Source organism: Streptomyces sp. NPDC087901 (assembly GCF_044742205.1).
In the GTDB taxonomy this organism is placed as follows: domain Bacteria; phylum Actinomycetota; class Actinomycetes; order Streptomycetales; family Streptomycetaceae; genus Streptomyces.
Map to the genome: position 1 here is coordinate 436,554 of NZ_JBIUUC010000003.1, position 25,042 is coordinate 461,595.

The 25,042-nt window shown below is 71.0% G+C and carries 29 protein-coding genes; 10 read left to right on the forward strand and 19 right to left on the reverse strand.

The annotated features are described in order from the left end of the window. Positions 1–21: 21 nt before the first annotated feature. Positions 22–795: an SDR family oxidoreductase gene (locus ACIOEW_RS11490; protein ID WP_362555309.1), complete on the forward strand. Its 774-nt coding sequence runs from the start codon at positions 22–24 to the stop codon at positions 793–795. An 8-nt stretch (positions 796–803) separates the two neighbouring features. Here the strand turns inward: ACIOEW_RS11490 and ACIOEW_RS11495 are convergent, their stop codons facing one another. Then, complete coding sequence (locus ACIOEW_RS11495) at positions 804–2,333, reverse strand: right-handed parallel beta-helix repeat-containing protein (protein WP_401963394.1); 1,530 nt, start codon at positions 2,331–2,333, stop codon at positions 804–806. Between the two features lie 213 nt (positions 2,334–2,546). Here ACIOEW_RS11495 and ACIOEW_RS11500 point away from each other — a divergent pair, with 213 nt between their 5' ends. From ACIOEW_RS11500 to ACIOEW_RS11520, 5 genes are all read left to right on the forward strand, one after another. Next, complete coding sequence (locus tag ACIOEW_RS11500; protein WP_401963396.1) at positions 2,547–3,632, forward strand: substrate-binding domain-containing protein; 1,086 nt, start codon at positions 2,547–2,549, stop codon at positions 3,630–3,632. A 133-nt stretch (positions 3,633–3,765) separates the two neighbouring features. Further along, positions 3,766–5,094 (forward strand): ABC transporter substrate-binding protein, encoded by a 1,329-nt coding sequence (locus ACIOEW_RS11505; protein WP_401963398.1) that lies wholly within the window; start codon positions 3,766–3,768, stop codon positions 5,092–5,094. Continuing rightward, positions 5,094–5,987 (forward strand): sugar ABC transporter permease, encoded by an 894-nt coding sequence (locus ACIOEW_RS11510; RefSeq protein WP_362555301.1) that lies wholly within the window; start codon positions 5,094–5,096, stop codon positions 5,985–5,987. Before ACIOEW_RS11505 ends, ACIOEW_RS11510 begins: the two co-directional genes overlap by 1 nt. Further along, positions 5,984–6,838: a carbohydrate ABC transporter permease gene (locus tag ACIOEW_RS11515; RefSeq protein WP_351001581.1), complete on the forward strand. Its 855-nt coding sequence runs from the start codon at positions 5,984–5,986 to the stop codon at positions 6,836–6,838. The genes ACIOEW_RS11510 and ACIOEW_RS11515 overlap by 4 nt, the downstream gene beginning before the upstream one ends. A 36-nt stretch (positions 6,839–6,874) precedes the next feature. Then, positions 6,875–7,903 (forward strand): hydroxyacid dehydrogenase, encoded by a 1,029-nt coding sequence (locus tag ACIOEW_RS11520; protein WP_401963400.1) that lies wholly within the window; start codon positions 6,875–6,877, stop codon positions 7,901–7,903. Between the two features lie 88 nt (positions 7,904–7,991). On the opposite strand, the gene groL is transcribed toward ACIOEW_RS11520, so the two are convergent. The 4 genes from groL to ACIOEW_RS11540 form a co-directional block, all read right to left on the reverse strand. Beyond that, positions 7,992–9,614: a chaperonin GroEL gene (gene groL, locus ACIOEW_RS11525; RefSeq protein ID WP_362555297.1), complete on the reverse strand. Its 1,623-nt coding sequence runs from the start codon at positions 9,612–9,614 to the stop codon at positions 7,992–7,994. A gap of 103 nt (positions 9,615–9,717) precedes the next feature. Continuing rightward, positions 9,718–10,026 (reverse strand): co-chaperone GroES, encoded by a 309-nt coding sequence (gene groES / locus ACIOEW_RS11530; protein WP_024490209.1) that lies wholly within the window; start codon positions 10,024–10,026, stop codon positions 9,718–9,720. A gap of 264 nt (positions 10,027–10,290) precedes the next feature. Beyond that, positions 10,291–10,614, reverse strand: coding sequence for a hypothetical protein (locus tag ACIOEW_RS11535; RefSeq protein ID WP_401963402.1), 324 nt, complete (start codon positions 10,612–10,614; stop codon positions 10,291–10,293). Beyond that, positions 10,611–11,627: a polysaccharide deacetylase family protein gene (locus tag ACIOEW_RS11540; RefSeq protein ID WP_401963404.1), complete on the reverse strand. Its 1,017-nt coding sequence runs from the start codon at positions 11,625–11,627 to the stop codon at positions 10,611–10,613. The genes ACIOEW_RS11535 and ACIOEW_RS11540 overlap by 4 nt, the downstream gene beginning before the upstream one ends. A gap of 96 nt (positions 11,628–11,723) precedes the next feature. Between ACIOEW_RS11540 and ACIOEW_RS11545 the strand changes: the two genes are divergently transcribed. Then, on the forward strand, positions 11,724–12,971 hold the full coding sequence (locus ACIOEW_RS11545; protein ID WP_362555294.1) for a THUMP-like domain-containing protein: 1,248 nt from the start codon (positions 11,724–11,726) through the stop codon (positions 12,969–12,971). 12 nt (positions 12,972–12,983) lie between these two features. Here the strand turns inward: ACIOEW_RS11545 and ACIOEW_RS11550 are convergent, their stop codons facing one another. Both ACIOEW_RS11550 and ACIOEW_RS11555 read right to left on the reverse strand, forming a co-directional pair. Beyond that, positions 12,984–13,349, reverse strand: coding sequence for a hypothetical protein (locus ACIOEW_RS11550; RefSeq protein WP_362555292.1), 366 nt, complete (start codon positions 13,347–13,349; stop codon positions 12,984–12,986). A gap of 53 nt (positions 13,350–13,402) precedes the next feature. Beyond that, the gene (locus tag ACIOEW_RS11555) at positions 13,403–14,068 is read right to left on the reverse strand and encodes a hypothetical protein (protein ID WP_401963407.1); all 666 of its coding nucleotides are present in this window, start codon (positions 14,066–14,068) and stop codon (positions 13,403–13,405) included. 391 nt (positions 14,069–14,459) lie between these two features. On the opposite strand from ACIOEW_RS11555, the gene ACIOEW_RS11560 reads away from it, so the two are divergent. After that, on the forward strand, positions 14,460–15,173 hold the full coding sequence (locus tag ACIOEW_RS11560; protein WP_362555288.1) for a tectonin domain-containing protein: 714 nt from the start codon (positions 14,460–14,462) through the stop codon (positions 15,171–15,173). A 75-nt stretch (positions 15,174–15,248) separates the two neighbouring features. Here ACIOEW_RS11560 and ACIOEW_RS11565 read toward each other — a convergent pair whose 3' ends face one another. The 3 genes from ACIOEW_RS11565 to ACIOEW_RS11575 form a co-directional block, all read right to left on the reverse strand. Next, positions 15,249–15,719, reverse strand: a complete 471-nt coding sequence (locus ACIOEW_RS11565; protein ID WP_401963408.1) for a VOC family protein — start codon at positions 15,717–15,719, stop codon at positions 15,249–15,251. A 63-nt stretch (positions 15,720–15,782) separates the two neighbouring features. Further along, positions 15,783–17,033, reverse strand: a complete 1,251-nt coding sequence (locus tag ACIOEW_RS11570) for an RNA polymerase sigma factor (RefSeq protein WP_401963409.1) — start codon at positions 17,031–17,033, stop codon at positions 15,783–15,785. 62 nt (positions 17,034–17,095) lie between these two features. Then, entirely contained in the window at positions 17,096–17,458 is a 363-nt protein-coding gene (locus ACIOEW_RS11575) for a YciI family protein (RefSeq protein ID WP_401963410.1), read from the reverse strand. Positions 17,459–17,624: 166 nt separating this feature from the next. On the opposite strand from ACIOEW_RS11575, the gene ACIOEW_RS11580 reads away from it, so the two are divergent. Next, entirely contained in the window at positions 17,625–17,789 is a 165-nt protein-coding gene (locus ACIOEW_RS11580; RefSeq protein WP_401963411.1) for a hypothetical protein, read from the forward strand. Here the strand turns inward: ACIOEW_RS11580 and ACIOEW_RS11585 are convergent. From ACIOEW_RS11585 to tsaB, 4 genes are read right to left on the reverse strand one after another with little or no spacing between them, the layout of a single operon-like run. Then, entirely contained in the window at positions 17,734–18,018 is a 285-nt protein-coding gene (locus ACIOEW_RS11585; protein WP_362555276.1) for a hypothetical protein, read from the reverse strand. The genes ACIOEW_RS11580 and ACIOEW_RS11585 overlap by 56 nt on opposite strands. Next, positions 18,015–19,124: a tRNA (adenosine(37)-N6)-threonylcarbamoyltransferase complex transferase subunit TsaD gene (gene tsaD, locus ACIOEW_RS11590; RefSeq protein ID WP_362555274.1), complete on the reverse strand. Its 1,110-nt coding sequence runs from the start codon at positions 19,122–19,124 to the stop codon at positions 18,015–18,017. The genes ACIOEW_RS11585 and tsaD overlap by 4 nt, the downstream gene beginning before the upstream one ends. Beyond that, the gene (rimI, locus tag ACIOEW_RS11595) at positions 19,124–19,615 is read right to left on the reverse strand and encodes a ribosomal protein S18-alanine N-acetyltransferase (protein WP_362555272.1); all 492 of its coding nucleotides are present in this window, start codon (positions 19,613–19,615) and stop codon (positions 19,124–19,126) included. Before rimI ends, tsaD begins: the two co-directional genes overlap by 1 nt. Then, entirely contained in the window at positions 19,612–20,259 is a 648-nt protein-coding gene (tsaB, locus tag ACIOEW_RS11600; RefSeq protein WP_362555322.1) for a tRNA (adenosine(37)-N6)-threonylcarbamoyltransferase complex dimerization subunit type 1 TsaB, read from the reverse strand. Before tsaB ends, rimI begins: the two co-directional genes overlap by 4 nt. Positions 20,260–20,431: 172 nt before the next feature. On the opposite strand from tsaB, the gene ACIOEW_RS11605 reads away from it, so the two are divergent. Beyond that, the gene (locus ACIOEW_RS11605; RefSeq protein ID WP_362555270.1) at positions 20,432–20,992 is read left to right on the forward strand and encodes a hypothetical protein; all 561 of its coding nucleotides are present in this window, start codon (positions 20,432–20,434) and stop codon (positions 20,990–20,992) included. A gap of 34 nt (positions 20,993–21,026) precedes the next feature. On the opposite strand, the gene ACIOEW_RS11610 is transcribed toward ACIOEW_RS11605, so the two are convergent. From ACIOEW_RS11610 to ACIOEW_RS11630, 5 genes are all read right to left on the reverse strand, one after another. Further along, positions 21,027–21,197, reverse strand: coding sequence for a hypothetical protein (locus tag ACIOEW_RS11610; protein ID WP_362555268.1), 171 nt, complete (start codon positions 21,195–21,197; stop codon positions 21,027–21,029). A gap of 142 nt (positions 21,198–21,339) precedes the next feature. After that, positions 21,340–21,972, reverse strand: coding sequence for a tRNA (adenosine(37)-N6)-threonylcarbamoyltransferase complex ATPase subunit type 1 TsaE (gene tsaE / locus ACIOEW_RS11615; RefSeq protein ID WP_401963413.1), 633 nt, complete (start codon positions 21,970–21,972; stop codon positions 21,340–21,342). 39 nt (positions 21,973–22,011) lie between these two features. Further along, positions 22,012–23,232, reverse strand: a complete 1,221-nt coding sequence (locus ACIOEW_RS11620) for an alpha/beta hydrolase (RefSeq protein WP_362555264.1) — start codon at positions 23,230–23,232, stop codon at positions 22,012–22,014. A 131-nt stretch (positions 23,233–23,363) separates the two neighbouring features. Further along, positions 23,364–24,533, reverse strand: a complete 1,170-nt coding sequence (gene alr / locus ACIOEW_RS11625) for an alanine racemase (protein ID WP_401963414.1) — start codon at positions 24,531–24,533, stop codon at positions 23,364–23,366. Between the two features lie 82 nt (positions 24,534–24,615). Further along, positions 24,616–25,002: a DUF488 domain-containing protein gene (locus ACIOEW_RS11630; RefSeq protein WP_401963416.1), complete on the reverse strand. Its 387-nt coding sequence runs from the start codon at positions 25,000–25,002 to the stop codon at positions 24,616–24,618. Between the last annotated feature and the right edge of the window lie 40 nt (positions 25,003–25,042).

Below are 25,042 nucleotides of genomic sequence, written 5' to 3' on the forward strand. Positions count from 1 at the left end.
CCGGGCACTAACGTGCCGCGTATGACGACTGCACTGATTACGGGCGCGACCGCGGGCATCGGGGCCGCCTTCGCGCGGCGGCTGGCGGCCGAGGGGCACAACCTCGTCCTGGTGGCCCGCGACACCGACCGGCTGCGGGAACAGGCCACCGAACTGCACGACCGGCACGGCATCGAGGCCGAGGTGCTGACCGCGGACCTGTCCCGGGACGACGGGATCGCCGCCGTCGAGGCCCGGCTGGCCGACCGCAAGGAGTCGGTCGATCTCCTGGTCAACAACGCCGGGTTCGGCAACAAGGGCCACTTTCTCGACGTCCCCATGGCGGACGAACTGGCGATGCTGAAGGTGCACTGCGAGGCGGTCCTGCGACTGACCTCCGCGGCCGCGGCCGGCATGAAGGAGCGGGGCAGGGGCGGCATCGTGAACGTGGCCTCCGTGGCGGCGTTCGTGCCGCGCGGCACGTACGGGGCGTCCAAGGCGTGGGTCGTGCAGTTCACCCAGGGCGCGGCGAAGGACCTGGCCGGTTCGGGCGTGCGGCTGATGGCGCTCTGCCCCGGCTTCGTGCGGACCGAGTTCCACCAGCGGGCCGGGATGGGCACGGGCAACATCCCGGGCTGGATGTGGCTCGACGCCGACAAGCTGGTGGCCACGGCCCTGGCGGACCTGGCGCGCGGCAAGTCGGTCTCGGTTCCGGACGCGCGGTACAAGGCGCTGATGGGTCTGGTGAAGGTGACGCCGCGCGGCCTGCTCGGAGGGGTCACCTCCAAGACAGGCCGCAAGTACGGACCCCAGTGAGCGCCGGGTTACCGCACCCCGTGGCCCGCGTAGGCGCCCATGTTGGGGGCGCCGGGCTTCAGCCGGTTGCCGAAGTAGTCCTTGCCGCCGTTGTCCTCGATGACGGCTCCGGCGGCAAGGGCGGGCGAGCCCGTGCCGAGCCGGAAGTCCTCCCGCAGCTTCGGGTCGGCCGTGATGCCGCCGGGGTTCGGGCGGGTCATGTCGATGCCGTGGAAGGCGTTGTGGTCGAAGGAGAGCCCGGGAGTCGGGTTCTTGAAGAGGTAGCCGCCCGTGCCCTCACTGACGAAGACGTTGTTGCGGATTGACAGTTCGTGCTGGGTCGTGGAGGGGCTTCCGGCATCGTCCTGGACGAGGAAGCCGGGGATCTGCTCCTTGTTGTGGAAGGTGTTGTTGTAGATCTCGGTGCCGAGGATCGGGCCCCAGCAGTTCTGGACGAGGCGGGCGCCGTCGTTGCGGCTGACGTTGTAGCGGGCGACCGTGCCGATGGTCTTCGCGCCGCTGTACGGGCAGATCAGCAGGAAGCCGCCCTTGTTGTCGTGGCTGTTGTTGTACTGGAAGACGGTGTTCCGCGAGGCGCCGTCGGCGTCGAAGGACATGCCGTCATGGGTGTTGCCGCCGCCCGAGACCTCGTTGTACTCGACGGTCGTGTCGTCGGTGTTGAAGGTCCAGATGCCCGCGTTGGCGGAGGGCGAGCGGAGCTGGAAGCCGTCGACCCGGTTGTGGTCCACGCGGGCGCCGCTCGTCGTGTCGAGTTTCATGCCGTCACCGGCGAGGGACTTCAGGGTGTTGTGGTGGATACGGACGCCGGTGCTGGGGGTCCACTCCCCCGGGTAGACGTTCGGGTCCTGCTGCTGTCCGACCAGATCGCGCTTGGAGAAGGTCGACTTGAAGTAGATGCCCTCGCGGTCGACGTCCTCGATGCGGTTGTGCCCGATGTCCAGCCCGTCGTACCAGCTGGCCTTGGCCGTGCCCTCCACCGCGATGTGGATGGCGCTGGAGCCGGCCACCGTCTTGTAGTCGCCCCCGCGCACATCGTGGATGTAGAGACCGCTGATGTCGAAGCCCCGGGCGACGCCGTAGTCGGTGAGGCGCAGGCGGACGCCGTTGCGCTCGCTGCCCGGGTTGTCGGCGTTGGTGATCTCCAGGTCCCTGAGGTGCACGTACTGCGTGTTGGAAAGCAGGACGGTGTCGTGTGCGCCCGCGCCGTCGAGACGGGCCCGGTCCGGGCCGGTGCCGTAGTCGGCGATGGTGAACGGTGCGCGTTCCGAGCCGGTGCCCGTGGGGGCGAGGGTGCCCGTGCAGGTGGCGCCGCGCCTGAAGAGCAGCCGGTCGCCGGGCCCGTAGGTGTGCGCATTGGCTTCGGCGAGCGTGGTCCAGGGATGCTGACTGCTGCCGGTGGCCCCCTGGGGGTTGGCGCCGCAGTCGACATGGAAGGTTCGGCGGGCAGGTGCCGCCTGAGCGGAGTCCGGGCCTGCGAGGGTCAGACCGGCGGGGGCGATCAGGGCCGCGAGCGCCACGGCGGTGAGGCGATGTCTCACAATTCCTCCGTACGAACAGTCAGGGTCGGGACGGGCCGGGAACGGCCGGATCGGCATCGCCGGGAATCCTGGACTCGGACTGATCGAACGTCAATGGATTACGTTTGAATGATCGAAACTCCCATCGTTCGATCACGTTGGTCTAGGGTCGGACACCGGCTCCGGAACCGGCCGGGCCAGGGCCGGGTCACACACTGCGAGGGGACTGCCGCCGTGCGCGAAAGTGCTGCTGAACGTCATGACCGCCTGCTCGGGCTGGTACGGGACCGGGGCTCCGCCCGAGTGTCGGACCTGGCATCGCAGCTGGGGGTCTCGCCCGTCACGGTGCGCCGGGACGTCGAGGACCTGGCCGGCCGCGGCCTGCTCGACCGGGTCCACGGTTCGGTGTCCTGGCCCCAGGACACCGAACCCGCCACGGGGCCGGGCGGCGCGGGCAACGGCCTGGTCCTCGGCATGCTCGCGCCCTCCGCGACCTACTACTTCGCCGAGGTCATCCGGGGTGCCCACGAGGCCGCCGCACGGGCGGGCGCCCGGCTGATCCTGCGGATCTCCGACTACCGGCCGCAGGAGGACCAGGCCCGTACCGAGGGGCTGCTCTCCGCGGGCGCCGAGGGCCTGCTGGTCGCGCCCGGCTGGCAGCATCCGGGCGACCCGTCGGCGTTCGGCGACTGGATCGGCTCACTGCCCGTCCCGACCGTCCTGCTGGAGCGCAGGCCCGCCGCCGGATCGCCCCTGGACGTCCTGGACCGGGTCTGCTCGGACCACGCGCACGGGGTGCTGCTGGCCGTGCGCCACCTGGTGGACCTCGGGCACGGAGCGCCCCTGCTGATGGCCCGCGCGGACTCCCCGACCGCCCTGGCGGTGCGCTCCGGATACGCGGAGGCGCTGACCGTGCTGGGGCTGCGCCCGCCGCAGGACGTGATCGACTCCGTACCGGCCGAACTGGCCCCGGAGGCGTTCGAGCAGGCCGTGCAGGCGCTGCGCGAGGCGGTCCGGTCGGGGGTGGCGACGGCGGCGCTGATCCACAACGACGTCGACGCGATCCAGGTGGTCCAGCGCCTGGCGGAGCTGGACGTACGGGTCCCGGAGGACCTGGCGCTGATCGCGTACGACGACGAGGTGGCGGCCCTCGCGGACACCCCGCTCACCGCCGTGGCCCCGCCCAAGCGCGAGGTGGGCCGCCACGCGACGGAGCTGCTGGTGGAGCGGCTGGGCCAGGGCGCCGGCGCCCCCCGGCGGCACCTGACGCTGCTCCCGCAGCTGAGGGTCAGGGACTCCTGCGGAGCGCCTCTCCTGTAGGCGTACCGAGGCTTCCGCACACAACTCTTCTGATCTTTTTTCGATCAATCGATCTTTCGCTCTTGACTTCGGTCACGGCTGGTTCAAGGATCACGGCCAACGCCAATGTCGCCGTCTGTTCAGGAGCCTCGCTGTGAGCCGCAGTTCGAGCAGAACCTCCCTCGCCGTAGTCGGCGCCGCCACCGCCCTCGCCGTTCTCACGGCCTGTGGCGGCAGCGGAGACGACAGTTCCGCCGCCGGAAGTGACGGCAAGCCCGTCAGCGTCACCTTCTGGGGCTGGACCAAGGGATCCAAGGAAGTCGTTGACGCGTTCAACGCCTCGCACACGGACATCAAGGTGGTGTACGAGGAGATCCCGTCCGGCAACGCGGGCGGCTACGCCAAGATCTCCAACGCTGTGAAGGCGGGCAACGCCCCCGACCTGGTCTCCATCGAGTACCCGCAGCTTCCGGAGTACGTCAGCCAGGGCGCCCTCCAGGACATCGGCCAGTACTTCACCGAGGACATCCGGAAGAAGCTGCTGCCCCAGGCGGTGGAGCTGACGACACTCGGCGGCAAGAACTGGGCCGTCCCCTTCGACGCCTCGCCGCAGTCCTTCTACTACCGCAAGGACCTGTTCGAGAAGTACGGCGTCGAGGTCCCCAAGACCTGGGACGACTTCCGCAAGGCCGCGGAGAAGGTAAAGAAGGCCGACAAGAAGGCCCGGATCGGCACGTTCTTCCCCGACGACCCGACCACCTTCCAGGCGATGGCCTGGCAGGCCGGCGCCCAGTGGTACAAGCCCGAGGGCGACACCTGGAAGGTCGACACCACCGACGCGGCCACCAACAAGGTCGCCGACTACTGGCAGGGTCTGCTCGACGACGACCTGATCCGCGCCAACGCCTCGTTCAGCCCCGAGTGGACCAACTCCCTCAAGAACGGCGGCACCGTCGGCTACCTCGGCGCGGCCTGGGGCGCCGGTGTCCTCAAGGGCACCCTGCCCGAGCAGAGCGGCAAGTGGGCCGTCGCCCCGATGCCCAGCTGGGACGGCACACCGGCCAGCGGCATGCTCGGCGGCTCCACCTTCGCGGTGACGAAGGACAGCAAGAAGGCCGAGGCGGCGGTCGAGTTCGCCACCTGGATGTCGACCACCCCGGAAGGCATCAAGGCCCGCATCGAGTCCGGCACGTCGAGCGCCTTCCCTGCCGCGGCGTCCCTGCGCCCGGTCGCGAAGAAGGCGTTCGACGCGGACTTCTACGGCGGCGAGGACATCTACCAGGTGTTCGAGGACGCCGCGACGTCCATCGGCCCGAACTGGAACTGGGGCCCGACGACCGGCACCACGAACACCACGATGAAGGACCAGTTCGGCAAGGTCGCAAGCGGCGGAACCACCGTCAAGGACGCCGTGAAGGCCGGGCACGACGCCACCGTCGCCGAGCTGAAGAAGCGCGGTCTGAAGGTCGAGGACGCAGGCTGATGAAGCACGCCCGGACCACCAGAGCCGCCGCCGTCCTGCTGGGGCCCTTCTTCGTACTGTTCACGCTGGCGATGGTGCTGCCGATCGGATACGCGGTCTGGCTCAGCCTGTTCACCGAGAAGCAGTCCGGCCTGGGCTTCGGCGGCACCGAGACCGTCTTCAGCGGACTCGACAACTACACGGCGGCCCTGGGCGACCGGGCATTCCGCGAGGGCTTCGGCGTACTCCTCGGATACTGCCTCTTCTACATCCCGCTGCTCCTCGTCGGAGCCCTCGCCCTCGCGCTGCTGCTGGACTCCACGCTGGCCCGTGCCCGTCGGTTCTTCCAGCTCGCGCTGTTCCTGCCGCACGCGGTGCCCGGCATCATCGCCGCACTGATCTGGGTGTACCTCTACACACCGCAGCTCAGCCCGGTCGTCAGCGCCATGGAGTCCGGCGGCATCGGATTCGACTTCTTCTCGCCCGGAGGGGCCCTGCCCTCCGTCGTCAACATCGCGCTGTGGGAGTGGCTCGGCTACAACATGGTGATCTTCTACGCCGCGTTGCAGGCCATCGACCGCTCCGTACTCGAAGCGGCCACGGTCGACGGGGCCGGCGCCTGGCGCATCGCGGTCGGCATCAAGGTCCCGCTGATCCGCGCCTCCGTCGTGATGGTCGCGCTGTTCACCGTCATCGGCTCGCTCCAGCTGTTCACCGAGCCGCTGATCCTCAACAAGGGAACCGGCTCCGCCGTCACCTCCACCTGGACGCCGAACATGTACGCGTACACCGCGGCCTTCGAGCGCAACGACTACGGGCTCGCAGCGGCCGCCTCCATCCTGCTGGCGCTCACGGCCGCGCTGCTGTCCTTCGTCGTCACCCGCTTCACCGGCCGGAAGGGCAAGAAAGCATGAGTTCCCCCGCCTCCCGCGGCCGCTGGATGTCGAAGACCGCGGTCAACGGCTTCCTCCTGCTCGCCGTCGTCTACATGCTCTTCCCGCTCGTCTGGCTGGTCACCGCCGCCACGAAGGACACCGGCGATCTGCTCGCCGGCAACGCGTTCTCCTTCGACGGCTTCAACCTCGGCGAGAACCTGTCGAACCTGGCCTCGTACGGCGACGGCATCTACTTCCGCTGGTACCTCAACAGCCTTCTGTACGCGGGCGGCGGGGCGATCGTCTGCTCGCTGATCTGCGTCGCCGCGGGATACGCCTTCGACAAGTACGAATTCCGGGGCAAGGAGAATCTGTTCGGCCTGGTGCTGATGGGTGTGCTCGTCCCCACCACCGCGCTCGCCCTGCCGATGTACCTGCTGGCGTCCAAGGTCGGACTGGTCAACACCTACTGGTCGGTGCTGATCCCGGTGCTCGTCAACCCGTTCGGCGTGTATCTCGCGCGGGTGTTCTGCTCGGGCTACATACCGAACGAGGCGCTGGAGGCCGCCCGTATCGACGGGGCGGGTGAGCTGCGCATCTTCTGGTCCGTCGGTCTGCCGATGGTCATGCCCGGCTTCGTGACCGTCTTCCTCTTCCAGTTCACCGCGATCTGGAACAACTTCTTCCTCCCCCTCGTGATGCTCTCGGACCGCAAGCTCTTCCCGCTGAGCCTCGGTCTGTACTCGTGGAACACCAACACCCATGGCGAGCCGAGCTTCTACCCCCTCGTCGTCACCGGCTCCCTGCTCGCCGTCATCCCGTTGATCGTCGCCTTCGTCTCCCTGCAGCGGCACTGGAAGGCGGGACTGACCGCCGGAAGCGTCAAGTGACCGTCCACGCGAGCCCCGAGGAGTACGAGTTCCACCATGCAGCACGCCTCTGACAACCGGCCCCGTGCCCTGCTCGCGATGGGCCCCGGCATCGCCGGACGTCTCCTCGCCGAACGCCACCACACCCGGCTGGCCGCCCTCACCCGTACGGACACGCGTCTCGTCGCCCATGACCTGGCCGATCCGACGCCCGAGGTGGCGGCCGCGCTCGCCGAGGCCGACGTGCTCTTCACCTGCTGGGGCGCGACGCCGCTCACCGCGCCGGTCCTGGCCGCCGCCCCGCGGCTGCGTGCGGTGGTGCATGCGGCCGGGTCCGTGAAGCACCACATCACCGACGCCTGCTGGGAGCGGGGCATCGCCGTCACCTCGGCGGCCGGGGCCAACGCGCTGCCGGTGGCCGAGTTCACCCTCGCCGCGATCCTCTTCGCGGGCAAGCAGGTCCTGGGCTCCGCGCAGCGCTACCGCGCCCTGCGCACCAGGCACGACTGGCTCGACGAGCTGGACGGCACCGGCAACTACCGCCGCACGGTGGGGATCATCGGCGCCTCCCGGATCGGGCGCCGGGTGATCGAGCTGCTGCGCCCCTTCGATCTCGACGTCCTGCTGTACGACCCGTACGTCAGCGAGGAGGGGGCGGCACGGCTCGGTGTCCGCCTCACCACGCTCGACGACCTGTGCGCGAGCAGCTCCGTCGTCTCGGTGCACGCCCCGCAACTGCCCGAGACGCACCATCTCGTCGGCGCCGCCCAGCTGGCGGCGATGCCGGCGGGCGCGACGCTGATCAACACGGCGCGCGGGTCGCTGGTCGACGAGGACGCGCTGCTCCCCGAGCTGACGAGCGGGCGGCTGCACGCGGTCCTGGACGTGACGGACCCCGACCTGCCGCGGGCGTCCTCACCGCTGTACGACCTGCCGAACGTGCTGCTGACTCCGCATGTCGCGGGGTCGCTGGGCAACGAGCTGCACCGGATGGCGGACCAGGCCCTGGACGAACTGGAACGCTTCGCGGCCGGCCGGCCGTTCGCGGACCCGGTGCACGGGGAGGGGCTGTCCCGCTCGGCGTGACCCTCCCCGGGCCCGAACACGCAACGCAAGAGGCCCGGTATCCCCCGAGGGGATACCGGGCCTCACCGCTTGCGCGGAAAGCTACACGCTAGTGCGAGTGACCGTGGCCGTGACCGGCGTCGGCCTCGTCCTCGGCCGGCTTCTCGACGACCAGGGTCTCGGTCGTGAGCAGCAGCGACGCGATGGACGCGGCGTTCTCCAGCGCGGAGCGGGTGACCTTGACCGGGTCGATGACGCCGGCCTTGACCAGGTCGCCGTACTCGCCGGTCGCGGCGTTGAAGCCCTGACCCTTGTCGAGGTCGGCGACCTTCGAGGTGATGACGTAGCCCTCGAGGCCCGCGTTCTCCGCGATCCAGCGGAGCGGCTCGACGGCGGCGCGGCGCACGACCGCGACACCGGTGGCCTCGTCGCCGGTCTTGCCGAGGTTGCCCTCGAGGACCTTGACGGCGTGGACCAGAGCGGAGCCACCACCGGAGACGATGCCCTCCTCGACCGCAGCGCGGGTCGCGGAGATGGCGTCCTCCAGACGGTGCTTCTTCTCCTTGAGCTCCACCTCGGTGGCCGCACCGACGCGGATCACGCAGACACCGCCGGCCAGCTTCGCCAGGCGCTCCTGGAGCTTCTCGCGGTCCCAGTCCGAGTCCGTGGACTCGATCTCGGCCTTGATCTGGTTGACGCGGCCGGCGACCTCGTCGGACTTGCCGCCACCGTCGACGATGGTGGTGTCGTCCTTGGAGACGGTCACGCGGCGGGCGGTGCCCAGCACGTCCAGACCGGCCTGGTCGAGCTTGAGGCCGACCTCCTCGGCGATGACGGTCGCACCGGTGAGGGTGGCGATGTCGCCGAGCATGGCCTTGCGGCGGTCACCGAAGCCCGGGGCCTTCACCGCGACGGCGTTGAAGGTGCCACGGATCTTGTTGACGACCAGGGTCGACAGGGCCTCGCCCTCGACGTCCTCGGCGATGATCAGCAGCGGCTTGGAGGCACCGGCCTGGATGACCTTCTCCAGGAGCGGCAGCAGCTCCTGGATCGAGCCGATCTTGCCCTGGTGGATCAGGATGTACGGGTCGTCGAGGACGGCCTCCATACGCTCCTGGTCGGTCACCATGTACGGGGACAGGTAGCCCTTGTCGAAGGCCATGCCCTCGGTGAAGTCGAGGTCCAGACCGAAGGTGTTGGACTCCTCGACGGTGATGACACCGTCCTTGCCGACCTTGTCCATCGCGTCCGCGATGAGCTCGCCGACCTGGGTGTCCTGCGCGGAGAGCGCGGCCACGGCGGCGATGTCGGACTTGTCCTCGATCGGGCGGGCCGTCGCGAGGAGCTCCTCGGAGACGGCCTTGACCGCGGCGTCGATGCCCTTCTTCAGGGCGGCCGGGGACGCGCCCGCGGCCACGTTGCGCAGGCCTTCGCGGACGAGCGCCTGGGCCAGGACGGTGGCGGTGGTCGTACCGTCACCGGCTACGTCGTTGGTCTTGGTCGCCACCTCCTTCACCAGCTGGGCACCGAGGTTCTCGTACGGGTCGTCCAGCTCGACCTCGCGCGCGATGGTGACACCGTCGTTGGTGATGGTGGGCGCACCGAACTTCTTGTCGATGACGACGTTGCGGCCCTTGGGGCCGATCGTCACCTTGACCGTGTCGGCAAGCTTGTTGACGCCGCGCTCGAGGGCGCGACGGGCGTCCTCGTCGAACTTCAGGATCTTCGCCATGGAGCTGAACTGTCCTCTCAAAACAAGAACTGCGCCCCTCGCCGCCCGGCTAGTCATTTCGCAGGGGGCCAGGGGCGCAGAACAGAAGCAAACGTTAAGTGAATTACTTCTCGATGATCGCGAGCACGTCGCGAGCCGAGAGGACGAGGTACTCCTCGCCGTTGTACTTCACCTCGGTGCCGCCGTACTTGCTGTACAGCACGACATCGCCGGTCTTGACGTCGAGCGGAAGGCGCTCGCCGTTCTCGAAGCGGCCCGGGCCCACGGCCAGGACGACGCCCTCCTGGGGCTTCTCCTTGGCGGTGTCGGGAATGACCAGGCCGGAGGCCGTGGTCTGCTCGGCGTCGAGCGGCTGGACCACAATGCGGTCCTCGAGCGGCTTGATCGCAACCTTGGTGCTGGTCGACACGATCCGGTCTCCCCCTTCGGAGATCTCACGGGGTTATCAGTCTTTGGGTGGCGACCAGGTGGGCCCGTCGTCGCGGGTGCCGGACCTGCCGGTCGCACAGAACTGCTGGCACTCTCCAGTGGGGAGTGCCAGCACTGAGACTATGACCGCGATTAGCACTCGGTCAAGCGGAGTGCCAATTCACGCCCCTCGTGGCGTCCGGTCGCCCCCTGTCGGGACCCGCCCGGCACAGGGAGAACGCCGCAAGCGTCCGGACCGTTCCGCACGTCAGGAGCGCCGGCACCCCGCATCCGCGGCCGCCCCGCCGCGCGGCCCCGACCGCTCCGGCCACCAGCGGACCGGCGGGCGCACCCGGGCGTCCCCGGCCGCCGCGGCGCGGCCGCAGGCGACGACGACCATCGCCCCGGGCGCCCCGTGATCACCGCGCACCGCCGTGGGCCGCACCTCCACCGCACTCGGCGACGGGTTCACCCGCTGCGCCGCCTTCCGGCCCAGCCGCTCGATCGCGTCCACCGACTGCGCGCAGCCGGCTGCGGTCAGGAGCGCACCGGCGGTCAGCAGTCCGGCCAGCAGCCGGTGCGCCCTGCTCATACGTAGTCCTCCAGCCGGGCCACCGCGTATCCCTTGTCCGTGATGACCTTCATGACGGACCGGATCAGGTCGGGCATGCTGCCCTTCCAGTCCTTCTTGCCGCGGAAGTGGGTGAGGATGATGTCGCCGGGGTGCAGGTCCTGGTCCTCCTCCCGCCACTCCATGTGGTCGGGGAACGCCTCGGCCGCCCAGAGGGGCACGGCCGTGATGCCGCAGGACCTGGCGATCCGCAGGGTGTCGCCGTTGTAGTTGCCGTACGGCGGCCGGAAGAGCCGGGGGCGCTCGCCGTACTGCTGCTCGATGATGTCCTGCTGGTCGCAGATCTCCCGCTTCTGCTCCTCGTGGGAGAGGCCCGGCATGTAGCGGTGGTTCAGCGTGTGGTTGCCGAGGACGACACCGCGGGCCTGGGCCTCCTTGAAGTACCCGTAGTCGTCGCGCACCAGGTAGTCACTGAGGAAGGCGCTGTACGGGATGCTCAGCTCCGACATCATCCGCAGCAGCTCGGGGTCCTTGTCGTCCCCGTCGTCCATCGTCAGGAAGACGACCTTCTCCTTGGTGGGGACCGTGGTGAAGACCGGCGGCAGCGAGGCGTCGCCGCCCTCGACCTCGAAGCCCTTGCGGGTGGTGATGTGCGGCTTCGCGGCGGGCGGCGCCGGCGGAGCCAGCGGGGTGCTCGCCAGGCCCCACTTCTTGGCGGCGACCGCCCGTGCGGCCTGGGCGCGGCGCACCTTCTCCGCCTTCGCCGCGACGGAGCCCACCGCCCCTGCCGGGGGGCCGCCCTGCTGTCCGGCCCGGGCGGCGGCCGCGCGCGCCGGATCGGCCGGGGCACGGTCACCGGTCCCGGCCGCACAGCCCGACCCGACGGCGGCGACCAGGAGCGCGGCGAGGACCGCGTAGCCCGGCCGGCGACGCAAGTGTCCCTGCGCGCGCCTCTTCCGCCCCTGCCCGTCCGACACCGCACCCGGTCTGCGCCTCTTCATGTCGAATTCTTCCTTTTGTCGTACTGGCTGCATGGCGCCGCATCCTGCCAGCCCGGGATCGGGCATCCGGCCCGACACAGCGCCCGCCCCGCACGGTCCCCCGGCTGGCGCGCAGCCGACTGGCCCACAATGGGGCGGGTGAACGCTCTCGCCCCGACCGGCCCGTCCGACGCCCCCGACCCTCTCGCCGCCTTCCTGGCCCTGCGCACCCCCGAGGGCGCCGAGCTGCTGGCCGGGCTGCGGTCGTACGACCCCGCCACCGAACTGGCCACCGCCACCCGGCTGCGCCGCAGTCACCCGGCCGCCCTCGTCTCGGCGGCGCTGGGGCAGGCCCGGCTGCGGCAGCGGGCGGTGGCGAAGTTCGGGGCCGAGGACGCGCACCGGATGTTCTTCACGCCGAACGGGGTCGAGCAGGCGACCCGCACCTCGGTGGCCGGCTACCGCGCCCGCCGGTTCGCGGACGCCGGGGTGCGCAGCGTCGCCGACCTCTGCTGCGGGATCGGCGGCGACGCGATCGCCCTGGCCCGGGCCGGGATCTCCGTACTCGCCGTGGACCGCGACCCGCTGACCGCCGAGGTGGCCCGCGCCAACGCCGTCGCGCTCGGCCTGGACGCGCTGATCGAGGTGCGGTGCGCCGACGTCACGGAGATCGACACCTCGCCCTACGACGCCGTCTTCGTCGACCCGGCCCGCCGGGGCGGACGCGGCCGGATCTTCGACCCGGAGGCGTACTCCCCGCCCCTGTCCTGGGCCATGGCGGCCGCGCTGAAGGCCCCCAGGGCAGCGCTGAAGATCGCCCCGGGTGTCCCGCACGAGGCGATCGGGCCGCAGGCGGAGGCCGAGTGGATCTCGGACGGCGGCGACGTGAAGGAGGCGGTGCTCTGGTTCGGTGAGGGCTTCGAGGCGGGTTCGTACCGCGCGACCCTGCTCCCGTCGGGCGCCACCCTGTCCGCTCCGGCCGCACTGCCCGCCCCGCCCGTCGGCCCGGTGGGCCGCTATCTGTACGAGCCGGACGGCGCGGTGATCCGGGCGCATCTGGTCGCCGGGATCGTGGAGCGGTGCCACGGCCGGCTGTTCGACGAGATGATCGCGTACGTCACGAGCGACGAGCTGTACGACTCCCCGTACACCTCCGGCTACGAGATCACCGATCAGCTCCCGTTCAACATGAAGCGGCTGAAGGCGCTGCTGCGGGAGCGGAAGGTCGGCGTCCTCACGGTCAAGAAGCGCGGCTCGGCGGTCGAACCGGAGGAACTGCGCAGGAAGATGAAGCTCCAGGGCCCGAACGCGGCCACGGTCTTCCTGACCCGGGTCGCGGACGCGCCGACGATGCTGATCGGCCGTCCCGTGACCGGCCCGGAGGCCGGCCTCGGGTGACTGCGGACGGCCTCAGGCGAGGTCGGTCAGGTCCTCCGCGTACACCTGCGAGAGCGGCTGCGGACCCACGTACTGCTGGCAGTTGCACTGCCCCGACTCGAAGCGCACCGGCTTCTTCTGCTCGTCCCACGCGGTCGGCACCTCGACCCGCTCGTGGCACTTGCCCTGCTTGTCGTGCTTGGCGAGATGGTGCGTGCAGCCGCAGACCGGCTCCGGCGGCCTGTTCGCCGCCTCGACCGCCAGCCGTTCCTGCTTGTCGGCCTCCAGCAGCTCCAGCCTGCGGGTGTGCCGATTGCGCAGCGCCGTACGGACGTTGTCGACCACCCAGCCGAAGCCGCCCGTCCAGAAGATGATGAGCACCCACCAGTACCACGCCATGAAAACGCCCTCCCCCAAAGTCGCCCGTGTACGCGCCAAGGATAGGGCCGGGGTCAGCGGTGGGCACCGCCGCCGGAGGAGACGAGAGGCTCGGGTGCGGCCGCGCCGGCCAGTGTCCTCAGGATCCAACGCCGGTGCCAGAAGGCCTTGGTGATGCCGATGAGGCCAATGAGCCAGGCGATGAACCCGAGGCCCATGACCAGAGCCATCAGACCGTAGGTGTCGTCGCCGCGGACGGCGCCCGCCGGCACCGCGAAGCAGGCGTACAGCCCGCACGCGCAGAGCGCGAAGGACCCCAGCAGCCAGGCGAGGCTCACGCCCGGCAGCCGGTACGCGGCGTCGCTCGCCGGATCACGGTCCAACGCGCCCCACTGTGCGAGCAGTCGGCGGATCTCCCGGTCCCGGCGCAGACCGATGACGACGAGGATGACGGCCGGCAGCAGGCAGCAGGCACCCATGGCCAGCATGATCGCGCCGAAGGCGGCGCTGAAGATGTCGTACGACTCCTCGAAGGTGACGAAGGCCGCGCCGATCAGCGCCCAGCCGAGTGCACCGAGCGCGCCCCACAGCCACAGCAGCCCGAGCCGTCCGGGCCCCAGGTGCATCCTCACCAACGCACCGAGAATGAAGGCCCGGTCGGCGAGCAACGCGCCCCGGTCGGGCCAGGAACGTATCTCCACGGGCGGCGGGGGCGGCGGCAGCGCTGAGCGAGGGGGCATGCGCCAGACCCTACCGAGCGCCGGGGGCCGCCCCACGCCCGACCGACCACCGCGGCTGTTCGTCCTTGCCGGCGGTTGTTCACTGCCGGGCGCAGACGCCGTTGAGCGCATGGCACCGTCCGACACCGCACCCAACGATGCCTGTTGATGCAGTCGCAGTTGCCATCTGCACAGGACGGTTCACGTGTCCATCCCCCCTGGGCGGGACTGCGCTTTCGGTCGCCCGGCTCCCTGCCGAGCCCCTCACCGCCCACAGCTCACAAGGCGGGCCGAGATCAAACGCCGGTTTGCAGACTTTTTTATGATTAGTGCAGTTATTAACCTGTTTGGCCGACTCGTCTGCCTGCCAAGGATGAGGGCAAGCACTGGCACGAAGGAAGGCGAGTTCGGCATGGCGGATTGGGTGAAGATCGCGGGCAGTCTCACTGCCATCTCCGCGGGGTCCAGGACCACGGTGTGGGGTGTCAACGCGGCAAGCAGCATCTTCCGGTACACCAACTACGACGCCAGTCCGTGGATCAACATCCCAGGAGGTCTCAGCGACATCGGCGCGGGCGCCGACGGCACCGTGTGGGGCGTCAACGGCGGCAACCAGATCTACCGGTACACCGGCGACCAGGACGGCTCCAACCCCTGGAAGGGCATCTCCGGCAGCCTGGTCCGCATCGACGCGGGCTCCCGCACGAACGTGTGGGGGGTGGACTCCGCCAACTCCATCTACCGGTACACGAACCACGACGCCAACCCGTGGGTCAAGATCCCCGGGGCGCTGAGCGACATCGGCGCGGGCGCCGACGGCACCGTGTGGGGCGTCAACAGCGGCAACCAGGTCTTCCGGTACACCGGGGACCAGGACTCCTCGAACCCGTGGAGGAACGTCTCCGGCAGCCTCAAGCGCATCGCGGTGGGGTCCCGCACGAACGTGTGGGGCGTCGATCCTGCCGGCAGCATCTACCGGTACACCAACAACGACGCCAGTGGCGGCAACCCGTGGATCAATATCCCGGGCACCGCCATCGACATCGCCGCCGGCGCCGACGGCACCGTGTGGCACATCAACAGCGGCGCGGAGATCTACCGGTACACCGGAGACCAGCCGAGCTGATCCCTGTCCTACGAGCGCTGCGGTCCGGCCTGGAACCAGGTCGGACCGCAGTACCGATGCCGCATGACACCCGTGTCAGGCGTTGCGCAGGGCCTCGATGTCGAGGCGCTTCATGCCGAGCATCGCCTTCATGGCGCGGGCCGCCTTGTCCGGATCCGGATCGGTCAGGGCCTCACCGAGACCGGGCGGGATGATCTGCCACGAGACGCCGAACTTGTCCTTGAGCCAGCCGCACTGGCTCTCCTGTCCGCCGTCCGCGGTGAGCCTGTCCCACAGCCGGTCCGCCTCCTCCTGCGACGCGCACTCGACGGAGAGGGAGACGGCCTCGCTGAAGGGGAACTCGGGGCCGCCGTCGAACGCGATGTACTCGGCGCCGTCCAGCTGGAACCGTACGGTCATCACCGCGCCCTCCTCGCCCGGTGAGGCCGCGGTCCAGCGGGTCACGTCCAGGACGCGCGAGTCGCCGCCGATGACGGAGATGTAGTGGTCCGCCGCCTCCTCGGCCTGGCCTTTGTCGAACCACAGGAACGTGGTGACCTTCTGCATGGTCTTCTCCTCACTCGGTGGTGCGAAACGCCGTGCAGGGTAGACCGGTGGCAGGCCTGGAACTCATCGGCCGGCCCGGCCCAGGAGCAGGGCCCGTTCCCGTTCGTTGCGGGTGAGCTCCGCCGCCCGTACGAACTCGGCGCGTGCCTCGTCCGTACGTCCCATCCGCTCCAGCAGATCCCCGCGGACGCTCGGCAGCAAGTGGTACGCCTTGAGCGCGGGGTCGGCGGCCAGCGCGTCGACCAGGGCCAGTCCGGCGGCCGGGCCCTCGGCCATGGAGACGGCGACGGCGCGGTTGAGCTCGACGACCGGGGACGGGGTCAGGGTGGCTAGGCGATCGTAAAGGGCGGCGATGGCGGCCCAGTCGGTGTCCTCGTACCGGACCGCCCGCGCATGGCAGGCAGCGATGGCGGACTGGAGGGCGTACGGCCCCAGGGCCTGCCCCGCCTCCGCGGCCGTCTCGCTCGCCCGGAGCAGGGCCGCGAAGCCGCGGCGGATCAGCAGCCGGTCCCAGCGGACCCGGTTCTGGTCGGCGAGCAGCACCGGGGCACCGTCCGGCCCGGTCCTGGCGGCGGTGCGGGATGCCTGGAGCTCCAGCAGGGCGGCCAGCCCGTGCGCCTCGGGCTCCTGCGGCATCAGCCCGGCCAGCACCCGGGCCAGGCGCAGCGCGTCCTCGCAGAGCGCCGGGCGCAGCCAGTCGTCGCCGGCGGTCGCGGCGTAGCCCTCGTTGAAGACCAGGTAGATGACTTCGAGCACCGATCCGAGCCGGGCCGCGCGCTCGGGGCCGTACGGCACCTCGAAGGGGACTCCGGCCCGGCCGAGTGCCCGTTTGGCGCGGACGATGCGCTGGGCGACGGTGGGCTCGGTGGTCAGGAAGGCGCGGGCGATCTCCTCGGTGGTGAGGCCGCCGAGGAGGCGCAGGGTGAGGGCGATCCGGGCGTCGGTGGAGAGCACCGGATGGCAGGAGGTGAAGATCAGCCGCAGCAGGTCGTCGTCGATGCCGTCCGGGTCCGCGGCGCCCGGGTCCGGTTCGGCGGAGACGGTGTCCAGGTCGCGGCCCATCTCGGCCAGCTTGCGGGCGTACGTCTCGCGGCGGCGTACGAGATCGATGGCGCGGTGCTTGGCCGTGGCCATGAGCCAGGCTCCCGGGTTGTCCGGGACGCCCGACTCCGGCCACTGTTCCAGCGCGGCGACCAGCGCGTCCTGCGCGAGTTCCTCGGCGATGCCCACGTCCCGGACGATCCGGGCGACACCGGCGATGATCCGCGCGGACTCGATCCTGAATACCGCTTCAACCGCGCTCGCTGCCGTCACGGCCACCCATCAGAGCAGCCGTGCGGCACCCGGGCAAGCGCGACCGGCCGGTCAGCCGGCGGTCAGCCGGTCGCTTCGTCGATGGCCCGGATCTCGGAGGTGACGCTCCAGCTCTCCGGGTGGCACTGCAGGAACCGCTTGGTCCATTCCAGTGCCTCGTCCTTGTCCTTGCACTGGAGGATGGCGTACCCGCCGACGACTTCCTTGGTCTCGGTGAAGGGCCCGTCGGTGTAGCTGAGCTTGCCTCCGGCCCAATGGACGCGGGTGCCCTGGGCGGTCGGGGTGAGGCCGGCGGTCTCCAGCATCACTCCCGCCTTGGTGATCTCCTCGAACAAGGCGCCCATGCGCTTCTCGAAGTCGGGGTCGGGCTCGAAACCGGCGGCGGCCTGCTCGTCGATGCGGATGAGGGACATGAAGCGCGGCATGGTGACTCCTCGGTCGGGAGGGCGGGGGCTTTCCCTGCCTCTCACCTCTGCGTCGAACGGGACACGGCCGGATCGACAGTTCCCCCGGAATTCTTCGGAGAATCCTCCGGACCGGCGAGCGGACGGGCCGCGAGGGCGGCCGCCGTCCACCCGGTACTTCCCCGAGATGGTCACCGCCGAGGACGCGGCGGAGCTGCCCCGGCTCACCGCGATCAAGGACGACTGGCGGGCGTACGCCACCGACTACGAGGTGGCCGACGAACTAGACGCGATCATCACCGGTCTGCTGGACCGAGGGACTCGAAGCGCCAGCGGTGCACCGGCCGGGTGACGATCCCCGCCTCCGGCTCGGGCAGCTCCGGCAGCCCGTCGCCGTAGGCGCCGTCCCACCAGGTGATGACCAGGACCCGGTCCTGCGGGGCGCGCAGCAGCTCGCTGCGCAGGGGCGGCCGCTCCAGCTCACCCGCGCGGGCGCGCGCCCACTCCAGCAGTTCCGCGCCCCGGCCCTCGGTGGCCCGGGCCTCCCACATCAGGGCGACGGTCGTACCGTTCCCGCTCATGAGTACAGGTTGTCCTTGCTGATCTCGTGCACATGGTCGTGCGTGTGGGCGTGGTCGTGACCGGCGCCCGGCACGTGGGTCTCGGTGACCGGCAGCGACGAGTCCGCCGAGAGCTCCAGGTCGGATGCGGGCCGGTTGCGGGCCACCATCTCCGCACCCAGCGCGGCGACCATGGCCCCGTTGTCGGTGCACAGCCCGGGGCGCGGCACGCGCAGCCGGATACCGGCCCGCTCGCACCTCTCCTGCGCGAGCGCCCGCAGCCGCGAGTTGGCCGCGACACCGCCGCCGATCATCAGGTGGTCGACGCCCTCGTCCTTGCAGGCGCGGACGGCCTTTCGCGTGAGCACGTCCACCACGGCCTCCTGGAAGGACGCCGCCACGTCCCGTACCGGCACCTCCTCGCCCGCGGCGCGCTTCGCCTCGATCCAGCGGGCCACGGAGGTCTTCAGGCCGGAGAAGGAGAAGTCGTACGCGGGGTCGCGCGAACCGCTCAGGCCGCGCGGGAACGCGATGGCCTTCGGGTCGCCCTCCTTCGCGAGACGGTCGATGACCGGACCGCCGGGGAAGCCGAGGTGCAGCACCCGGGCGATCTTGTCGAAGGCCTCGCCGGCAGCGTCGTCGATGGTCGCGCCGAGCGGCCGCACGTCGTTGGTGATGTCGGGGGCGAGCAGCAGCGAGGAATGCCCGCCGCTGACCAGCAGTGCCATCGTCGGCTCGGGCAGCGGGCCGTGCTCCAGCTGGTCGACGCAGATGTGCGAGGCGAGGTGGTTCACGCCGTACAGCGGCTTGTTCAGCGCGTACGCGTACGCCTTCGCCGCCGAGACGCCGACGAGCAGGGCGCCGGCGAGTCCGGGGCCCGCGGTGACGGAGATGCCGTCGAGGTCGCGGCCGGTGACGCCGGCCTCCTTCAGGGCGCGCTCGATCGTGGGGACCATCGCCTCCAGGTGCGCGCGGGAGGCGATCTCCGGGACGACGCCGCCGAAACGGGCGTGCGTGTCGACGCTGGACGCGACGGCGTCGGCGAGCAGCGTCGTCCCGCGGACGATGCCGACGCCGGTCTCGTCGCAGGAGGTCTCGATGCCGAGTACGAGCGGTTCGTCAGCCATCAGTCAGTCTCGTTTTCTTGTACGTGGAGGCGCATGACGAGTGCGTCGATGTTGCCCGGCTGGTAGTAGCCGCGCCGGAAGCCGATCGGTTCGAAGCCGAAGCGCTCGTACAGCTTCTGCGCCCGGGTGTTGTCGACCCGGACCTCCAGCAGCACCTCGGCGCACTCGAAGGCCGTGGCGTGCTTCAGCAGATCGGTCAGGAGCTCGGAGCCGAGCCCGCCGCCCCAGTGGCCTCGGGTGACGCCGATCGTCTGTACGTCGGCGAGGTCACCGGCCGCGGCGAGGCCCGCGTATCCGACGATCCGGCCGGAGACCGGGTCCTCGGCGACCACGTAGCGGCGGGTGGCCTGCGGGCCGCGGGCATGTGCCAGTTCGGACCAGAACATGCCGGCCGACCAGGCGTCGTCCGGGAACAGCTCGTGCTCCAGAGCGAGCACCGGGTCGATGTCCCACCAGCGCATCTCGCGCAGCACTGCGGTCGTGGCGGTCACTTCGGCGTGACCACCTTGTAGTTCTTCGGAACCTGCGCGTCGGGCCTGCGCAGGTAGAGCGGCTGGGGCGGCAGCAGCTCCGTCCCCGCGGCGAGGTGTTCGGCGGCGAGGGCCGCCATCGCGCCGGCGGCGACGTGCTCGGGGCCGCGCGCGTCCGGGAACGCGTCCGGGTAGAGCACCGCTCCCGCCCCGACGACGGGAAGGCCCGCGAGCTGCCCGGCGATGTCGGCGGGCCGGTCGACGGCGGGTTCACCGGTCCGGGTGCGGGGGTCCTCGTACCGGGCCCAGTACACCTCCTTGCGGCGGGCGTCCGTGGCGACGGCGAACGGGCCCTCCACCCCGGACTGCCCCGCGGCGTACGCGAGAGCGTCCAGGGTGCACAGCCCGTGCACGGGCACGGACAGCGCCGAGCCGAAGGTCGCGGCTGTCACCAGGCCGACCCGCAGCCCGGTGTACGGGCCGGGGCCGACCCCCACGACCACGTCCGTCACGGCGTCGAGTGTCACACCGGCCTCGGCGAGGACCCGGTCGACGGCGGGCAGCAGCAGCTCCCCGTGCCTTCGGGCGTCGACCTGACCGGACTCGGCGACGACGCGGGTCCCGTCGTGGAGGGCGACGGTGACGGCGGGGGTGGCGGTATCCATAGCGAGCAAGAGCACGCAAACAGCCTACGGCTCCGCCGCGGGCGGTACGGCGCCCCGTACGGCGTCCAGGTGCGGGGGTGCTCCGGTGCTACCGTCACCGGGGTATACGCGGAGTACGTGTAAACGCTTGTACGACTTACAGCGGACTGCAACGGCGAAAGAGGCGCGAACGGTGGCTAGGGGCAGCTCGGGAATCGTGGCCGCGCTCACTGCGGCGGCCGTGGCCGTGGTCGGATTCCTTGCCTACCAGGCGTCGGCGAACGTCCCCGACAACCTCGGCGTCACGCCGAAGGCGTCCAGCAGCGCGTCGGCCACGGGCGGCCATGCCAAGCCGAAGGCGACGAAGGACCCGCTCGCCGTGCCCGCCGCGTCCGGCACGGGAGTGCGCGTGGTGTACGCGCTGGGTGACCGCCGGGTGTGGCTGGTGAACGCGAAGAACAAGTCGACCCGGACCTTCAAGGTGATGCCGAGCGCCGTGAGCGCGCTGCCGGGCACCTACCGGGTGAGCTCGCGCTCCGGCAGTGTCACGGGCTCCGACGGAGTGCCGATCGAGCACGTGGTCCGGTTCGCGACCAACAACGACGTGGCCATCGGGTTCAGCGCCGCGCAGGACGGCACGATGGAGAGCCCGGACCCGACGCTGAAGGCGGGCGGCGTACGGATGTCCCGCGAGGACGGCAACGCGGTGTGGACGTTCGCCACGGTGGGCGTGAAGGTCGTCGTCGTCCGCTGAGGGCCGGCAACGGAGCGGGAGCGGACGGGCGGGTTCAGGCCCGCTTCGTGTTGGGTCCCGTGCCCTCGCGCGGTGTGGGAGCCACGCCGCGCGGGCGGGGTGCGACGGGTGGGGTGGAGACCGCGTCGGCCGCCGCCCCGGCTGCGAGCAGGTCTCTCATCGATACCGCCCGCGGCGGCTGCACGTCACGCTCGGATGTCGGCATGGACGCCTCCTAGGGCTCCGGGTGGAAGGCACAGTTAGGCAGACCTAACCTGCTCTCGCCCTCCATGTCACCACGCCCGCACCGCCCCGCGCAACAATGTGCCGACACCATGTCGGGAAACAGGCGCGGCGGCGACAGCCTCTCAGGCCCCCGCCACGTGCCACGGGGCCCAGGACTCCGCGCGCAGCCCCGCCCACCGTGCGCCGACGCCCACGAGCGTCACCTCGCGCCGTTCGTCGTCCGTGTCGCCGACCGCGCGGTCGATCAGCACCTGGAGCCGGTCGTCGGAGAGCTCCTCGACCTTGCCGTCGCCCCACTCGACGACCACCACCGAATCCGGCAGCGACACATCGAGGTCCAGGTCCTCCATCTCGTCGAGCCCGCCGCCCAGGCGGTACGCGTCGACGTGGACGAGCGCCGGGCCGTCGCCGAGCGGGGGGTGGACGCGGGCGATCACGAAGGTGGGGGACGTGACGGCGCCGCGCACGCCCAGTCCCTCGCCGAGACCGCGGGTCAGAGTCGTCTTCCCGGCGCCGAGCTCACCGCTGAGCATCACCAGGTCGCCGGGGCGCAGCACACCGGAGATCCGGCGGCCCAGGGCCTGCATCTGTTCGGGTGATTCGACGGCCAGCGTCACGGCGACGGCGTCGTGCGCGGTGACGTGGGTGGTGTCGTGCGCGGTGTCGTGCGCGCTGCTCTGCGCGATGCCGGACGCCGTCCCGTGCGCGGTGTCTCCGGCGGGCTCAGCCGCCGGGCTGTTGTGCGGTGCTTCCATGCCCGCCAACGTTAGAGGATTCGGGACGGCCCCCGGCCCTCACCCGCGGGCCTCGGAGGACTCCGGTACGGCTCCGGCCCGCACCAGCAGGTCCGCCAGCCGGTCCGTCACCGTCTCCGGGTGCTCCAGCATCACCAGGTGCCCGGCATCCGGGACGATGACCAGCTCCGCGTCGGGCAACTGGTCCGCGATCGCCTCGCTGTGCGAGCTGGGCGTCACCAGGTCCTTGTCGCCCGCCAGGATCAGCACCGGGACGTCCCTGAACAGCGGCAGCGCATTGCTCTTGTCGTGCTCGGCGAAGGCCGGGTAGAACTCCGCGACGACATCGATCGGCGTGGACTCGATGAGCCGCTCGGCGAACCGCTCGACCGCCGGGTCCACGTCCCGTGAGCCGAACGAGTACCGCTTGATCAGCCCGGCGAACAGATCCGCGGTCGCCCGCCTCCCCCGTTCCACCAGCTCCGCCTGCGAACCGAGCGCCTTCAGCACACCGGGCAGCACCCGCCGTACCGCGTTCACACCCGCCACCGGAAGCCCGAAGCTGACCTCGCCGAGCTTCCCGCTCGACGTGCCGACGAAGGCGACGGCGGCGACCCGGTCGCGCATCAGGGCCGGGTACTGGTCGGCCAGCGCCATGATCGTCATGCCGCCCATGGAGTGCCCGACCAGCACCACGGGCCCCTCGGGGACGGCCGCGTCGATGACGGCCTTGAGGTCGCGGCCCAGCTGGTCGATGCCGACGTGCACGCCCTGCGCCTGCGCCCGGCCGCGCTCGGAGCGGCCGTGGCTGCGCTGGTCCCAGTGGACGGTTCGCACGATGCCGCGCAGGGCCGCCCGCTGGAAGTGCCAGGAGTCCTGGCTGAGGCAGTAGCCGTGGCTGAAGACGACCGTCACCGGGGCGGGTGCCTTGCGCCCGAAGAGACGGCGCCGGCGCGGACCGGCGGCGGAGCCGGGGGGCGTGCCGCCCGTTCCCGTACCGCTGCCCGGGTCGACCTCGTCGATCTCGTAGTACAGCTCGGTGCCGTCGTCGGCCGCCGCCCGGCCCGGCATACCGCGCAGCGAGCCGTACGGTCCGGTGGCGTCCAGGGCCAGCCTGGCCCGCTTGCGCATGCCGCGGCCGACCGTCAGCCGCTCGACCGCGACCCCGGCCGCCGCGCCTGCGGCGATCACACCTATGGCGGCCCCGGCGATCCCCGCCCGGCGCCAGCCGGCCGCCGAAGCGGCCGTCGCCACCGCGTCCACCGTGCTGATCTCACTCACCGTGCCGCGCTCCTCGTCGGTCGTGTCGTGTCCGTCGGGTCAGGGTCGAAGGGCCGGCCCGGTCTCCTGCGATCTTGTCCGGCCGTCCCAGGACGTGCTCCGATCGTGCCTGGTCAGGGGCGCTCGTTCGGTCAGGACCCGGCCGTGGGGCCCTTCGGCGTTTCGTCGTCCCGGTAGACCCGCGGCACTCTGCCGCTGATGCGGGTGACGATCTCGTACGCGATCGTGCCGGCCGCCTGCGCCCAGTCCTCGGCGCTCGGCTCGCCCCGGTCCCCCGGGCCGAACAGCACGGCGTCGCTGCCCACCGCCGGCTCGTCCCCATGGAGGTCGACGACGAACTGGTCCATGGCGACCCGGCCCGCGACCGTCCGCCGGACACCGTCGACGAGGACCGGGCCGCGGCCCGAGGCATGGCGGGGGATGCCGTCCGCGTACCCGAGCGGCACCAGGCCGAGCGTGGTCTCGGCGGACGTCGTGTAGTGGTGCCCGTAGCTGATGCCGTGACCGGCCGGCACCCGCTTGACCAGGGCGACGGACGCGGCGAGCGTCATCACGGGACGCAGTCCGAAGTCGGCTGGGGTGCCGAGCTCGGGGCTGGGCGAGATGCCGTACATGGCGATCCCGGTCCGTACGAGGTCGAAGTGCGACTCGGGGACCGTAAGCGTCGCCGGGGAGTTCGCGATGTGCCGCACCTCGGGCTCGACACCGGCCTTCTCCGCGTACGCCACCATGTCGCGGAACGTGTCCAGCTGAGCGGTGATCGACGGGTGCCCGGGCTCGTCGGCGCAGGCGAAGTGGGACCAGAGGCCGGTGATGCGGACCGTGCCCGCCTGCTCGGCCGTGCGGGCGGCGGCGACCAGTTCGGGCCAGTCGGCGGGCTGGCAGCCGTTGCGTCCGAGGCCGGTGTCGGCCTTGAGCTGGATACGGGCGGGCCGGCCCGCCTCCGCTGCCGCGGCGGTGACCTCGCGCAGCGCCCACATGCCGCTCACCGACACGTCGATGCCGGCCTCGATCGCCTCGCGCCAGGGCCCGCCCGGCGTCCACAGCCAGCACATCACCCGGCCGCCGAGACCTGCCGCGCGCAGGGCGAGCGCCTCGTGCGGGGTGGCGGTGCCAAGCCAGGTGGCGCCGGCTTCGAGCGCGGCGCGCGCGCAGCGCTCCGCCCCGTGCCCGTACGCGTCGGATTTGACCACGGCCATGAGTTGCGCCCCGGACGCCCTGGCCCGCAGAACGCGCACGTTGGCGCGGAGTGCGGCGAGGTCGATCTCGGCACGGGCTCTCAAGGACGCTGTCTCGTTCATCGCGCCCAGTGTCTCAGAGGCGCACGGCAGTGCCCTCGGGCGACGGCCGCGGCAGGGCGCGGCGTGTGGGTGGACGCGCACGTCAGCGGCGGTGCAACTCGTGTTCCACATGGTCGACGAGGACCGGGACGTGGCTTTGCGGGACGTCCTTGACCGCCGTGACCAGCGTCACCGGACCGCCCTCGCGCAGCAGCGCCGTCAGCTCGTCCACGGCCGCCGCCTGCACGGGGCCGGCGAGCTCGGCGCGGTAGCGGTCCACGAAGGTGTCGTACCGGGTCCCGGAGCGGTCCTCGTGGTACCAGGAGCGCAGTTCGTCCGACGGAGTGAGGTCCTTGAGCCACCGGTCGATCGCGGCCCTTCCCTTGGACACGCCGCGCGGCCAGAGCCGGTCGACGAGGACCCGGGTGCCGTCGCCGTCCTCCTGGGGGTCGTACACCCGCCGTACGCGCACGTCACCGCTGCTGCTCACGACCGAACCACTCCCTTCGCCGCCGCACCCCCTGTGACCC